Source organism: Bacteroides faecium, from assembly GCF_012113595.1.
In the GTDB taxonomy this organism is placed as follows: domain Bacteria; phylum Bacteroidota; class Bacteroidia; order Bacteroidales; family Bacteroidaceae; genus Bacteroides; species Bacteroides faecium.
Window position 1 is genome coordinate 78,158 of the sequence record NZ_CP050831.1, and the last position, 13,836, is coordinate 91,993.

General features: G+C 43.6%; 16 protein-coding genes. 8 read left to right on the forward strand and 8 right to left on the reverse strand.

Annotation, left to right across the window (positions count from 1 at the left end):
* Positions 1-48: 48 nt before the first annotated feature.
* Both BacF7301_RS00290 and BacF7301_RS00295 read right to left on the reverse strand, forming a co-directional pair.
* Positions 49-1,053, reverse strand: coding sequence for a M20/M25/M40 family metallo-hydrolase (locus BacF7301_RS00290; RefSeq protein ID WP_167959445.1), 1,005 nt, complete (start codon positions 1,051-1,053; stop codon positions 49-51).
* 23 nt (positions 1,054-1,076) lie between these two features.
* Positions 1,077-2,189, reverse strand: coding sequence for a leucine-rich repeat domain-containing protein (locus BacF7301_RS00295; protein WP_167959446.1), 1,113 nt, complete (start codon positions 2,187-2,189; stop codon positions 1,077-1,079).
* A 111-nt stretch (positions 2,190-2,300) separates the two neighbouring features.
* On the opposite strand from BacF7301_RS00295, the gene BacF7301_RS00300 reads away from it, so the two are divergent.
* From BacF7301_RS00300 to BacF7301_RS00325, 6 genes are all read left to right on the forward strand, one after another.
* On the forward strand, positions 2,301-2,735 hold the full coding sequence (locus BacF7301_RS00300; RefSeq protein WP_167959447.1) for a phospholipase: 435 nt from the start codon (positions 2,301-2,303) through the stop codon (positions 2,733-2,735).
* 61 nt (positions 2,736-2,796) lie between these two features.
* Positions 2,797-3,600, forward strand: a complete 804-nt coding sequence (locus tag BacF7301_RS00305; RefSeq protein WP_167959448.1) for a metal ABC transporter permease — start codon at positions 2,797-2,799, stop codon at positions 3,598-3,600.
* A 21-nt stretch (positions 3,601-3,621) separates the two neighbouring features.
* Positions 3,622-4,035, forward strand: a complete 414-nt coding sequence (gene tsaE / locus BacF7301_RS00310; protein ID WP_073344159.1) for a tRNA (adenosine(37)-N6)-threonylcarbamoyltransferase complex ATPase subunit type 1 TsaE — start codon at positions 3,622-3,624, stop codon at positions 4,033-4,035.
* Positions 4,032-4,259: an immunity 17 family protein gene (locus tag BacF7301_RS00315; RefSeq protein ID WP_167959449.1), complete on the forward strand. Its 228-nt coding sequence runs from the start codon at positions 4,032-4,034 to the stop codon at positions 4,257-4,259. The genes tsaE and BacF7301_RS00315 overlap by 4 nt, the downstream gene beginning before the upstream one ends.
* A gap of 72 nt (positions 4,260-4,331) precedes the next feature.
* Positions 4,332-4,625, forward strand: a complete 294-nt coding sequence (locus tag BacF7301_RS00320; RefSeq protein WP_167959450.1) for a nucleotidyltransferase family protein — start codon at positions 4,332-4,334, stop codon at positions 4,623-4,625.
* Entirely contained in the window at positions 4,609-4,986 is a 378-nt protein-coding gene (locus tag BacF7301_RS00325; protein ID WP_167959451.1) for a HepT-like ribonuclease domain-containing protein, read from the forward strand. Before BacF7301_RS00320 ends, BacF7301_RS00325 begins: the two co-directional genes overlap by 17 nt.
* Here BacF7301_RS00325 and BacF7301_RS00330 read toward each other — a convergent pair.
* The 6 genes from BacF7301_RS00330 to BacF7301_RS00355 form a co-directional block, all read right to left on the reverse strand.
* On the reverse strand, positions 4,981-6,291 hold the full coding sequence (locus BacF7301_RS00330; protein ID WP_167959452.1) for a DUF58 domain-containing protein: 1,311 nt from the start codon (positions 6,289-6,291) through the stop codon (positions 4,981-4,983). The two genes, BacF7301_RS00325 and BacF7301_RS00330, sit on opposite strands and share 6 nt — an antisense overlap.
* A 64-nt stretch (positions 6,292-6,355) precedes the next feature.
* Positions 6,356-7,330 (reverse strand): AAA family ATPase, encoded by a 975-nt coding sequence (locus BacF7301_RS00335; protein WP_167959453.1) that lies wholly within the window; start codon positions 7,328-7,330, stop codon positions 6,356-6,358.
* A gap of 11 nt (positions 7,331-7,341) precedes the next feature.
* Complete coding sequence (locus BacF7301_RS00340; protein ID WP_167959454.1) at positions 7,342-8,616, reverse strand: DUF4350 domain-containing protein; 1,275 nt, start codon at positions 8,614-8,616, stop codon at positions 7,342-7,344.
* On the reverse strand, positions 8,613-9,230 hold the full coding sequence (locus BacF7301_RS00345; protein WP_167959455.1) for a DUF4129 domain-containing protein: 618 nt from the start codon (positions 9,228-9,230) through the stop codon (positions 8,613-8,615). Before BacF7301_RS00345 ends, BacF7301_RS00340 begins: the two co-directional genes overlap by 4 nt.
* 16 nt (positions 9,231-9,246) lie before the next feature.
* Positions 9,247-10,185 (reverse strand): hypothetical protein, encoded by a 939-nt coding sequence (locus BacF7301_RS00350; RefSeq protein WP_167959456.1) that lies wholly within the window; start codon positions 10,183-10,185, stop codon positions 9,247-9,249.
* The gene (locus BacF7301_RS00355) at positions 10,166-11,128 is read right to left on the reverse strand and encodes a stage II sporulation protein M (RefSeq protein WP_167959457.1); all 963 of its coding nucleotides are present in this window, start codon (positions 11,126-11,128) and stop codon (positions 10,166-10,168) included. Before BacF7301_RS00355 ends, BacF7301_RS00350 begins: the two co-directional genes overlap by 20 nt.
* 101 nt (positions 11,129-11,229) lie before the next feature.
* Here BacF7301_RS00355 and BacF7301_RS00360 point away from each other — a divergent pair, with 101 nt between their 5' ends.
* Positions 11,230-11,955, forward strand: coding sequence for an RDD family protein (locus tag BacF7301_RS00360; RefSeq protein ID WP_167959458.1), 726 nt, complete (start codon positions 11,230-11,232; stop codon positions 11,953-11,955).
* Positions 11,956-12,005: 50 nt separating this feature from the next.
* Positions 12,006-13,718, forward strand: coding sequence for an ATP-binding protein (locus BacF7301_RS00365; RefSeq protein WP_167959459.1), 1,713 nt, complete (start codon positions 12,006-12,008; stop codon positions 13,716-13,718).
* Positions 13,719-13,836: the final 118 nt, after the last annotated feature.

Here is a 13,836-nt window from a genome sequence, read left to right on the forward strand (position 1 = left end):
GATAAATAAAGGAGAACTCTTCTACCGCGTTAAGGATGACAGATAATTTTAAAATGACTTCTCATTCGCCATTTTCCACATATTAAGGAAAGACGCTTTCGTGATTTCTACAATCTTATCCCAGTTCAACCGGTCGGCATGATCGGACGGCTGATGGTAATCGGGATGCCCGTCCGTGTGATACCAAATGATAGGAATGCCTACTTTTGCAAATGTTCCGTTATCACTTCCGCCTATCGGATTGTCCCATGCACGGTAGTCCGGTTCCAATCGCAAGCCGTATTTCTTTATATCATCTTTCAACCAATCACCAAAAGCAGGATGGGCAGCCGTATAGAAATAGACCACATGGCGGGGTTGCTGAGGTTTGTTATTACGGCCAATCATATCAAAATTCAAATAGCCTTTGATTTGAGAGACAAAAGGACAAGTCTGTACAAAGTATTTAGAACCAAGCAATCCTTTTTCTTCTCCATCCCAAAAAGCGAAAATTACATTTCTTTCCGGCTGCTGCCCACTGGCTACAAATGCTCTTGCTATTTGTAATACAGCCGATACACCGGATGCATTATCATCCGCGCCATTATAAATTTGGTCGCCATCGAGTGCAGGGTCTATTCCCAGATGGTCGAAATGAGCACCTACTATCACATATTCCTTAGTATTTTTGCCGGGAATCATTCCTAATACATTCCTCATGGAAAGCTTTTGGTGAACTTCCTTTTTTAGTTTGGCAATAGAATCGGGATGAACTTCCAGACGCCCTTTCTTCTGGCGTTCTTTCCGATAGGCTTCGAAAGGTTGGAAATAGCTGTCGTTCAAAGGCTGTACGCCCATCCACTGTAATAAAGAAGCTATGTATTCCGAAGATACATACGAGCCATGAAATCCCGCTTCGCGTCCTTGAAGCTCATCTGCTGCAAGAAAGCCGATAGTGGCTTCAGCAGAAGAGCGGTTGATAGTACTCAAGGCTTTGTCTACAGGAGACTGGGCAGAGATAAGCATCGTTCCGCCCAACAAAAAAGAAATAAGTAAATAAAATCTTCTTTTCATTAGATTCAAGTTCATGTTTATAATCAGTTTTTATCTGTGTCTATGTACCAGTATTTATTTTTAAGTATGCTCACATCACAGGTCTTCTCTCCCGGATTGTCATAGAAAGATATTCGATAATCCTTTTCCTGTTCAGAAGTGGGTGGCTTGGGAAGGGGAATCAGCACTTCAAATATTTCATTTAATGTACTCGCCCCTAAGTTACAAGAATGGCAACGTAATATTTGTACCAGATTATTTGCCGGGATTGATAAATAGTTCAGTTTTCTATTGAAACTACAATCCAGAAAACGAATCGACTGATGATTTGATAAATCTAACGTTGTCAGTTTATTAGAGCGACAGCTAAATTCTGACAACAAAGGCAGCTTTTCTAAAAAAGCCAATGAACTAAAGGCGCAGTTTTGTATAAACAATCCGGTAATAGCCATATCCTCTTCAAAATCAATGGCAGTCAGAGGGTTGTTATTACAATAGAAAGTCCGCAATGCGGGCGTTCCTTTCAAAGAAAGAGTGGTTAACCCGTTTCCGGCACAATTCAAGTCCTTCAGCCTTGGCAGGTTTACTATATTCAAGGAAGTCAATCGGGGATTTGTGTAGATGTCCGCTCTTTCCAGTTGCTTGCACTGGTTTAGTTCTAGACGTTCCAAGTCAGACCAGTTGCCGATATTTATATCTTCCACATTAGGACAAGAACTACTCAGGTCAAGTTCCGCGGTGCCCGAAAAGCTGTTTAGATTCAAACTCCTTATTCCAGGCAAATATCCCATACGGAGATTCGTTGTAGGAAGAAGCAGACCACTTATACTGAGGAAATCCAGTTCTTCCGCCCATATTCTTACCTGATAACTTTTCTTGTTTCCATATTTGTAATTGATAGGTCCGGTCGTTCCCGGGTCTTCTATCTTTTGCAGACGTCCGTCGCCCCATTCAATAGCCATTCTTCCACCACCGGCAATCACTTCTATCTGCTTCCAGTCACTGGCAACCTCTACTGTAAACTGCACCGTATTATCGTCCGTCAATTCAGGAATTTCAATATCATCTCCAAAGATTCTTTTATCTTCCGCACAAGATGTGAATCCGAAAAACAAGCATATTCCTACCAGACCGGAGAACAATTTATTAAATTTCATGGCTTTATATTTAAGTTAGCAACACACAAAAGTAAGAAAAGAAATAGATATCATACGCCTATAGAATGCAAATTTATAAGTAACTTTGCAGAAATTTGATTTAGTACGATTATGTGGATACTCATTATAGGTCTGGTATTGCTGGGTGTTATCGCACTGATAGCCGGAATCATCCGCAACAGAAGACTGCAAAAGAAAATAGAGAGAGGCGAACTGGACCGTATGCCGGAAGTGAAGGAAGTGGATACAGAATGTTGCGGACAACATGAAGTATGCGAACGGGATAGCCTGCTGGCTGCTGTCAGCAAGAAAATAGAATATTACGATGATGAGGAACTGGACCAATTCATCGGTCGCGAAGGGAATGCATACGCAGAAGAAGAGACGGATATGTTTCGGGATGTACTGTATACCACCAAAGATGATGAAGTGGCAGGATGGGTACGCAGCCTTCAGCTCCGCGGCATTGAATTGCCGGACGAGCTTAAAGACGAAGTGTTCCTGATTATCGGAGAAAGAAGAGTCGTAGAGAAGAAAGAAGCCTGACAAGTATAAACCCAGTTTCTCAGATTCGTAAATTAGAACTTGTAATTAGTAAATTAAATCAGTGGATCTACTACAATATACATTCTTTCAACATGCCCTGCTAGGGAGCCTGCTGGCAAGTATCGCCTGTGGAATTATAGGAACATACATCGTTACCCGCCGCCTGGTATTTATCAGTGGGGGTATCACCCATGCTTCTTTCGGTGGAATAGGCTTAGGATTGTTTGCGGGAATTTCCCCGATACTCTCCGCCGCCGTCTTTTCCGTATTGTCCGCCTTTGGCGTCGAATGGCTCAGCAGGCGGAAAGATATGCGCGAAGATTCTGCTATTGCCGTATTCTGGACGTTGGGCATGGCATTGGGAATCATGTTCAGCTTCCTGTCGCCGGGATTCGCTCCCGACCTGTCAGCTTATCTTTTCGGGAATATCCTGACCATCAATCAAGCCGACTTATGGATGCTCGGCATACTGGCACTGCTGCTGACCGGATTCTTTTACCTGTTTATCCGTCCCATTGTATATATCGCCTTCGACCGTGAGTTTGCACGTTCACAGAAGATTCCGGTAGAGGTATTTGAATATGTATTGATGATGTTTATCGCGCTGACGATTGTAGCCTGTCTGCGCATGGTAGGTATCGTATTAGCCATCTCCCTTCTCACCATTCCGCAGATGACTGCCAACTTATTCACGTATAGTTTCAAGAAAATAATCTGGCTGTCCATCGGTATCGGCTTCTTGGGATGCTTGGGCGGACTGTTTATTTCTTATCATTGGAAAGTTCCTTCGGGAGCCTCGATCATATTCTTCTCTATCCTGATTTATGCTGTTTGCAAAATAGGAAAGAGTTGTTGCAGGAAATAGTCATCATAATAGAATTAGTATATGGAAATCAAAATTCAATCACTGGAAAGTATCCATGAAGCAGCCCGCGAATTTATTGCTGCTATGGGCGACAACACTGTATTTGCTTTATACGGAAAGATGGGTGCCGGCAAAACGACATTTGTCAAAGCACTCTGCGAAGAATTGGGCGTAGAAGACGTTATCAGTTCTCCCACCTTTGCCATCGTCAACGAATATCGTTCGGACGAAACAGGGGAATTGATTTATCACTTCGACTTTTACCGTATCAAGAAACTGAGTGAAGTGTATGACATGGGATATGAAGATTATTTCTACAGCGGCGCCCTTTGCTTTATCGAATGGCCGGAGCTTGTAGAAGAGCTGCTGCCGGGTGATGCCGTAAAAGTAACGATTGAAGAACTGGAAGACGGAAGCAGAGTTATCAAGCTATGACCGGACAATATATCGTACAAGGAATCTTTGCGCTGGCAGGAATTGTCTCCCTGCTGGCGTCATTGCTCAACTGGGACTGGTTTTTCACAACGCGCAATGCACAGACCATTATCCGGAACGTAGGACGAAACCGGACACGGTTATTCTACGGCATACTGGGGGTTATCATCATCGGCATGGCTATTTTCTTCTTTGTGGAAACACGGAAAGCATCAGGAGTATAATCTCTTTTTGAAGAAATACATTTGCTATCTTCTCTTTTTTTACTATTTTTGTATTGGAAGGAGAATATAAGAATGAAAACAACCAACGAATATCTTGCAAAGATTCGCCAGTTCAAGCAACAGTTTGCCGAGAAATACGGAATTATTTCTATCGGAATCTTCGGTTCTGTGGCTCGTGGAGAACAGCATGAAGAGAGCGATTTGGATGTTTTTATTGAGTTAAAAGAGCCGGATCCTTTTATTATGTTCGATATAAAAGAAGAGTTGGAACAGATATGTAACTGCAAAATAGATCTTCTCCGATTACGTAAAAATCTCCGTTCACTCATTTCCCAAAGAATAGAAAAAGATGGAATATACGCTTAAAGAAGAAATTCAAGACAAGTTTCTTCAAATATCAGAATCAATATCTATCATTGAAGAAAGGTGTAAGAATATTCAGCAGGTAGATGATTTTCTATTATCACCTTGGGGAATGACCATCTTAGATGCATGTATCATGAGAATTCAAGTGATAGGAGAAACAATCAAGGCGATTGATGATAAAACACAAAAGAATTTTCTTAAAGATTATCCTCAAATTCCATGGACGAAAGTTATTGGATTAAGAAATATTATCTCCCATGAATATGCCAATATTGACTACGAAATCATTTGGGTAGTCATACAAAAACATCTTCCTCCTTTAAAAGAGACAGTTGAACAAATCATTAAAGACTTATCATAGCAGCTGCCGCGCTTTCATCTCCAAATACTTATTAATCACATCTATCGAAAGATTCTCCGGTGTAGTTAATAAAGAATAGATTCCATGCTGTTTCAAGGTAGAAACAACCAACCGCTTTTCGTAAGCGAACTTTTCCGCAATCACATGGCGGTAATAGCCTTCCGTATCTTTGGCAGGAGTGGCAATGTATTCCTTCAATTCGGCATCCTCGAAAAAGACGACAAGCAGACGGTGTTGGCGGTTCAATTGCTTCAGATAAGCCAACTGACGGTTCATGCTGGATATACCGGAGAAATTTGTATATAATATCAACAGGCTCCGTTTGCTGACATGCTTGTTCAGATGCACACATAGAGCCGAGAAATCCGTTTCCCCGAAAGTAGTCTTCTGGCTGTAAAGTTTCTCAAGCAAGGTCTGCATATGTCCTGGTTGCTTGGAAGCAGGGACAAACGTATCGAAATGCTCATCAAAAGTCACCAAACCCGCCTTGTCCTCTTTCTGCATCGCAACGTACGAAAGTACCAGCGAAGCGTTTATCGCATAATCGAGCAAAGTCATTCCACGAAAAGCCTGCTGCATCACCCTGCCTTTATCTATCACATTATAAATCTGTTGTGAACGTTCGTCCTGATAAACATTCACCATAAGCTCGTGCCGGCGGGCACTCGCTTTCCAGTTTATCGTACGGTAATCATCGCCTTTCACATACTCCTTTATCTGCTCAAACTCCGTGTGATGACCTATCCGGCGAATACGCTTTATTCCCAGTTCGGTAAGATTATCACTGATAGCCAGCAATTCATACTGGTGCAGCATCAGATAAGACGGATACACCTTAATATCCAACGGTTCACCACAAGTATATCGCCGGGAAACCAAGCCTATCCGCCCGGTTACGAAAACCCGGATGTGTCCGAAAGAATAGACGCCCCGACGCGTAGGACGAAGCTGGTAACTAACCGTTTTCCCTTCGTTTGCCCGAAGACTGACACAAAAATCAATATCACGCTTCTGAAAGATAAAAGGAATTTCGTCAATGATTTCCAAAGCGACAGGACGGGGATAACTACTCTCTACCCGGATACTTACCTCATTCTCGTCCCCATTGGAGAAACGGTCGGCACATTGGCGGAATGCCTGAATTCCACGAACACTATAAAGCAGATAGCCATCCGCCAATACAGTCAGGAAAAAGGCAAAAAGCACCCACTGCCCGATAACAAAGAGCGGAGCGAAGGCGTATCCACTACCCAACAAGAGGATAATTACGACAAGGGCAATATAGAAACGACGGGTTAAGTACAATTTATCAATTAGATATTAAAGATTAAAAACTAAAGACCATAGTCTGGTAATAATCGACTACCCATTATTTCGGGACTTCGACCTTATCAATCAAGCGCTGCGTCACCTTCACCGGAGAATATCCTTCCATTTCCGCTTCCGCCGTCAAGATAAGGCGGTGCTGAAGTACGTAAGGAGCTACGAACTTAATATCTTCCGGCGTCACAAAATCCCGTCCCTGCAAGAGTGCATAGGCCTTCGAGGATTGCAGCATAGCTACGGATGCACGCGGAGAAGCTCCCAGATACACAGCCTTGCTGGTACGCGTCTGCTGCACAATCAATGCGATGTATTGGAGCAGCGTACGGTCTACAAATACCTGATTCATGAAAGCACGGAGCGACAGAAGTTCTTCTTTGGTGATGGAAGGCGTTATGTTGTCCAGTTTCACCAATGCGGCATTGGTATGATGACGTTCAAGGATATTCACTTCCTCTTCAAGGGAAGGATAATCCATCGTAATCTTCATCAGGAAACGGTCGAGTTGCGCTTCGGGAAGTTTGTACGTACCTTCCTGTTCCACAGGATTCTGTGTGGCAAGAATCGTATATAGTTCGCCCATCCGGTGTGTAGTTCCGTCAATACTGATCTGACGTTCTTCCATCACCTCAAACAAGGCAGCCTGCGTTTTGGCAGGCGCACGGTTGATTTCGTCCACCAATACGATATCCGCGAAAATCGGCCCCTGATGAAAGTCAAAGCCATTGGTTTTCATATTAAACACCGTCGTACCCAACACATCACTCGGCATCAAGTCCGGTGTAAACTGGATACGGCTGAAGTCAGCATCAATCAGACGAGCCGTCAGGCGAGCCAACAAGGTCTTTGCCACTCCCGGCACACCTTCTATCAGCACATGGCCATTAGCCAGAATGGCTGTCAGCACCAAATCCACCGTCTGTTCCTGTCCGACAATGACGGAAGCAATCCGGTCTTTCAACTCTTGTATCTTCTCGGAAAAGAGAGTTAAATCCACTCGCTGTTCTGTATTCTCTTCCATAAATTTCTTCTTTAGATATGATTGATTATTTCATTCATTTTATCAATAAACACTTTCATCTGTTCAGAGTCGATAGTGCGTCCACCGTAAAGCACCGGTCTGACTTCATGGATAAACCTCGCAATATCTTCGGCATCCATCCCCGTTTTCCGGGCAATCCTCTCGAAAGAGCGTTTGTCATCCGCCACTTCCTCAATATCCACCTGAATTTCTCTTCGCAACACTTCTGCCAAATAAGCAAACTTCTTACGAACCAAGTCGACATGGTCTTTCTTCTGGAAATACAGCGTACCAATCAATTCTGTAAATTCGAGAGACTTGTTTGCCGGCTCACGAACAACAGGAATGGCACGTTGCCGTCTTTTTGCCGTGAATATCATAAAAAGCAGGATAGTAATCATCGTCAGGTACAAAGCCCAACGGAGCGGCTGGTGCGCAAGCAGATAACGGAAAGGCGACTGTTGCACCTGTGCCGTCGCTTTCACATATCCTTCACTACGAACGATAGGAAGTTCCCCCATCTGCGACAGTAAACGGAAGATATAATTTGCGTTATTCCCGTCCAACACGCCATAATTCGTAAACAACAACGGAGTAGAGACGAGCATGATTTCCCCTTTCCCCCACGGACGAACCATTGCCATCAACGGATGATAGTTATTGTACGCTTTCACAGAATCAGAATCAGCCAACGCATCACCGATAGCGTCCGACATATCTTTCTCCGCCAACTTCCGTACCGGCAATGAATCATAACTCCTGAAATAGGAATTACAGAATTGCGGATAACAACGGTATAGCTGCCGGGAATAGACAGAATCGGCAATCCAATAAATACTGTCTTTCCTGAAGATAGAAGAAGCATACTTCTTGAAAGCAGCCGCACTAAAATGAGAATATGTACAATAAAACCGCAAAGTATCTTCCAAATACTTAGGATAGTTATTGCTTACCAGCATAATCTTATTCCCCCGTTCTGCCATTTTCAATAAAGCATTCACGTCTGCCTCTACCATAGACAAATTATTGGCAATCACAAGTATGCCCTTATTGCCATTGTCCGTCGTATCCCCCTCCATCTGATAGAACGTCTCCTTAGATATGGAATAGCCATTTGGCAAAGAAGAAGACAGCAGGCTGTCGAACACCGCACAACCGAGCGGCTGCTCATCGTAATGGCTGAAAGTAGGTGTCCACACAAACTTTTTAGGCAAATGATACTCTACCGCAAACATAACCAGCAGAAAAGCTACAATAAAGATTATAAACCAGCGGCTTCCTTTCATGAGACGCCTCCTTTCCCTATTTCCTCCTGCAACGTCTGCATGGTACGGAAAAGTTCTTCCGTCGCCTCAAAGTTTCCGTAACGTACCCGCAAAAAGTGATTGGTCAGTTGGCGGAAAGCCGGCAAACGGACTTCATTCAGATACTGTGTAGGCGTTTTATAAAGTTGCCAGTCGATGCGTTCCGCATCGCTGAGCTGTTTCAATGTCTGCAAATAAAGCAAACGAACCGCTTCCCGATAATCCTGGCGGGAAAGCGCTTCGGCAATTCCTCCCGGAAAATCTACGCCATAAATCGTATCTTCCCCTACGGTATAAGGCAATGCATTCTTAGGCGAACGCATGAACAGTTCGGGACGCTTTTTATAAACGAACCAGATAATCAGAAGCAGAAGAATGATGGCAATGCATATCAGGATAAGCCCCGAATACTCTTCCGCAAAGCGGCTGCCGAATATCTTGCGCAGAAGTTCCCCGAACTGCTTACTGATCCACTCTAAGAGGTTAAGCTCCGGAGTAATCAGTTCACGGTTATAGTCGTATGCCGGATCAGACCGCCAAAGGGCAATCTTCGCCGTATCACAGACCAATGTATCAGCCGGGGAAGTAAGATTCATCTATTCCGGATTTATTTTAGAGTTTATCAAAGTTGTCAATATCACTTTCTACCGTTATGCTGTCCACCACTTCCGATGCATGACCGTACTGATATACCAGTCCTACAATACTGAATATAGCCGACAGGTAAGAGCCGTACAACATCAGAATAGAAAACAGATATTGCGCAAAGTTCAGTCCGACGGACGAAGAGACTTCACCACCGTCACTCATGGCAAAAACCATTTTCACGATATAGATAACATACCACGGTATCGAAACAATCCCCTGCAATACGCTGGCAATGATTCCCATCACAATCAAAATCAGGAAAACTCCTCCCCAAGTGGCAAACCCTAACCGGAATGTTTTCTTGAACGCCTCCATCAGCGAAATATCTTCAAACAAATAGATAGGAGCCATCAGAGCCATAGGTATCATGAATGCAAACAACAACGGGAAAGTGAGCAGCAATGTAAAAGGAGTCAATACTGCCAATAACACCATTATAATGATGACAAACAGGAATAAGAAGCTGACAGCCACCCCCATGAGAAACAATCTCTTGACATTGTGAAGCAGCAACGGTTTTATGTCACTGAATACAATACCGTTCAGGCGTTCCTCACGTTCATTGTACAAGCGAACCATTCCATAAATCAAGGAAGTCAGCAACAAGGCTCCCAAACAAGAAAAGAAGATAACCCCTGCATAGTTCAATGCAAATGTAGGTCCCAAGGCTGCGAAAGGATTATCACCCATACTTCCTGATGCCTGCATGGCGGTGAGGTCTGTCATACCGCCCATCAGTCCGCTAAAATTTGCGGCCTGGAGCAAACAGATTGGGAGTACCAGATACGTTGAGTACTTGAACAACTGTTTCCAATTCTCTTTTATAAAGTCAAAAGAAGCGTTCAACTTTTCGCCGAAAGGGCGTTTTACGTACATCGCAATCTTAGGTTTCTGTGATTCCATGTTTTTTTCTATTTGGTAAATAAATATAGTAGAAAATGATAAATGCCAGAGAAGTAAGGATCACGCCCAGCCTCAACATATCAGGAAGTTCGGTGTGACGGGTGAGAAAGCCCTCGATAAAACCTGCCATGATAAATACAGGAACAGTGCCGATTACGATTTTCAGTCCTCGTTTCGCCCCTCTCCGAAAAGATTCCAGTCTTGAATATGTTCTGGGAAACAACCATCCGTTGCCCAAAGCCAGTCCGGCGGCACCGGCTACGATAATCGCCCAAATCTCAAGCGTTCCGTGCAGCCAAATGGCAAGGCTGGATTCCCAAAGCAAATCGTGTTGATAAAAGAAAGTTTGAAAAGCTCCTACCATAATCCCATTGCTAAGAAGCATATATCCCGTTCCGAAGCTGGTCAATAATCCCATTACAAAGCAGTTAAAAGATACCATTACGTTATTGAGGGTAATCCCCAGAAACATCGGGACTTCGGAAGAGCCGCCATATACTGCCATCGGTTCGCCATTGGCTATATTCTCCAATGTCATGTCCACATAGCCGTTTCCTAGAATCAAACGGACAAAATCCGGGTCGTTCGCAGCAGACAGCACTCCGATGAGCACACTGGCTACAAAGATAAGAAACGAAGTCAGCAGTTCCCGACGTGCGTCATACATGGTACGGGGGACTTCCTGCGTCCAAAAGGTGATAATCCGTGTCCACTTCTCACGTTTATTCCGGTAGATTTCATTGTGCAATGCCGAAGCCAGATTATTCAGATAAATCGTAATGCGGGAAGTCGGGAAATGCGTCTGGGCAAACGCCAGGTCGGCAGTCAAGTCCGTATAGGCATCGGCAAGCTGGTCAGGGGACAGGTTTGCAGCCTGCTCCACCACCTTCTCAGTCTCTTTCCATTTTTCAATGTTCCGACGGATAAACGTAACTTCTTTCATGCTTTTCAATAGTTTCCGGATAAGTTTTGTCCGAAACCGGAAGCAAAAGTAAGAGAATTATGATATATTTGCAACGGAATCCTAAAAATGTTTAACCCAAAATGGCAGAATCTACGATAATCACCGGACAATTCGTCCGTATCAGCCAAACACCCGCCAGTATCGGCGAGCGATTTCTGGCATTAGTCATTGATTATTTCCTGATTGTACTTTATGTATATGCAACAGCTGTCCTCTTAATGGAACTACGGTTGCCGTCAGGATTCCGGGCATTCTTTTTCTTATGTGTCATCTATTTACCGATACTCGGTTATTCTTTTTTGTGCGAAACGTTCAATCACGGACAGAGCTTCGGAAAAAAACTGATGAATATACGCGTCGTCAAGGTGGACGGCTCCACTCCTACCGTCAGTTCTTACCTGCTACGCTGGCTTCTTTTCATAGTTGACGGTCCACTGACCAGCGGTTTAGGGCTTCTGGTCGTGTTACTCACCAAAAACAATCAGCGACTGGGTGACCTCGCAGCCGGCACTATGGTAATTAAAGAAAAGAACTATCGCAAGATACATGTCAGTCTTGACGAATTCGATTACCTGACAAAAAATTACAAGCCAGTCTATCCGCAATCCGCCGACTTGTCACTGGAGCAGGTGAATGTGATTACCCGGACATTGGAATCCGGAGAGAAAGACCGGACACGACGCGTCACGGCACTTGCAAAAAAAGTGCAATCACTCCTTTCCATTACTCCGCGAGAGGGCAATCAGGAAAAGTTTCTTCAGACAGTGCTGAGGGATTATCAATATTATGCGCTGGAAGAAATATAATTCGTTTTTTATCCTTACCTTTGTTCGTATAGAATAAAAGCAGAACGATTATGGATAAAATAACCATCCCTTATGCAATAGCAGACTTTGTAGACCTTCGCGAACGAGGTTTCTACTATGTTGATAAAACGAACTATATTACGAGGCTTGAAAATTATAACGCCCCTGTATTTTTGCGCCCCCGCCGTTTTGGAAAGAGTTTGTTAATATCGACCTTAGCTTGTTATTACGACCGCACGAAGGCACATCGTTTCGAAGAGTTGTTCGGCGGCACATGGATTGGCAGCCACCCCACGCCCGAGCATAATCGTTACATGATTATCCGCTACGACTTCTCGGCAATGGTAATGGCAAACAATATGCAAAACTTGGCCCAAAACTTCAATGATTTGAATTGCGCTCCTGTAGAAGTAATGGTGGAACATAATCGTGATTTGTTCGGAGACTTCCAATTTACAAATAAAGGAGATGCTTCAAAAATGCTCGAAGAAGTCCTGATGTATGCCCGTTCCCATGAACTGCCTAAAGCCTATATCCTGATTGACGAATACGATAACTTCACCAACCAACTGCTCACTGCTTATAATGATCCGCTTTATGAAGAAGTAACCACTAACGACAGTTTCCTGCGTACCTTCTTCAAAGTGATAAAGAAAGGTATAGGAGAAGGAAGCGTTCGTACTTGTTTCTGTACAGGTGTATTGCCGGTCACTATGGACGATTTGACCAGCGGATACAACATTGCCGAGATACTGACACTGGAGCCTACCTTCCTGAACATGTTGGGCTTCACCTATCAGGAGACGGAAACCTACTTGCGCTACGTCCTCGACAAATACACATCCGGTCAAGACCGCTTTGATGAAATCTGGCAACTGATTGTGAACAATTACGACGGTTACCGATTCCGTCCCAACGGAGAACGTCTTTTCAATTCTACCATTCTGACTTATTTCTTCAAGAAATTTGCTGTCAATGCCGGCAGTATACCGGATGAACTGGTCGATGAGAATCTGCGTACAGATATCAACTGGATACGTCGGCTCACTCTTTCACTGGATAATGCAAAAGCTATGCTGGACGCACTGGTGATTGATGATGAACTGTCTTATAACGTTGCCGACCTTTCGAGCAAATTCAACAAAAAGAAATTCTTCAATAAAGAATTCTATCCCATCAGTTTGTTTTATCTGGGCATGACAACACTGAAAGATAATTACGTAACAACATTACCCAACATGACCATGCGTAGCGTGTACATGGATTACTATAATCAAATCAATCAAATCGAAGGAAATGCTCAACGATATGTGCCTGTATATCGAAAATATGATAGTGACCGTCGCCTGGAACCATTGATAGAGAACTATTTCGAACAATACTTGGGACAATTCCCCGCACAAGTATTTGATAAAATAAATGAGAACTTTATCCGATGCTCTTTCTATGAACTTATCTCCCGCTACTTGAGCAGTTGCTACACATTTGCCATTGAACAAAACAATGCTGCCGGCCGGTCGGACTTTGAAATGACAGGTATCCCCGGCACAGACTATTATACGGACGACCGGGTAGTAGAGTTCAAATACTATCACAATAAAGAAGCCGAAAAAATGTTGGTACTCACCGAACCGCTTCCAGAACATGTGGAACAAGTGAAAGGATATGCGGCGGACACAAAAAGGAAATTTCCGAATTATAAGGTCAGAGCCTATGTAGTATATATATGCGGGAATAAAGGCTATAAATGTTGGGAAGTGTAAAAGTTCAGAGCTACACAAGAAAATATAAACAGCAATTATCTGCCATCTGCAACAAAACCGTCGTATTCTTCTTATTCACAACAAATTACAGCGTTGCAGATACCTGTTGCAGATGTGT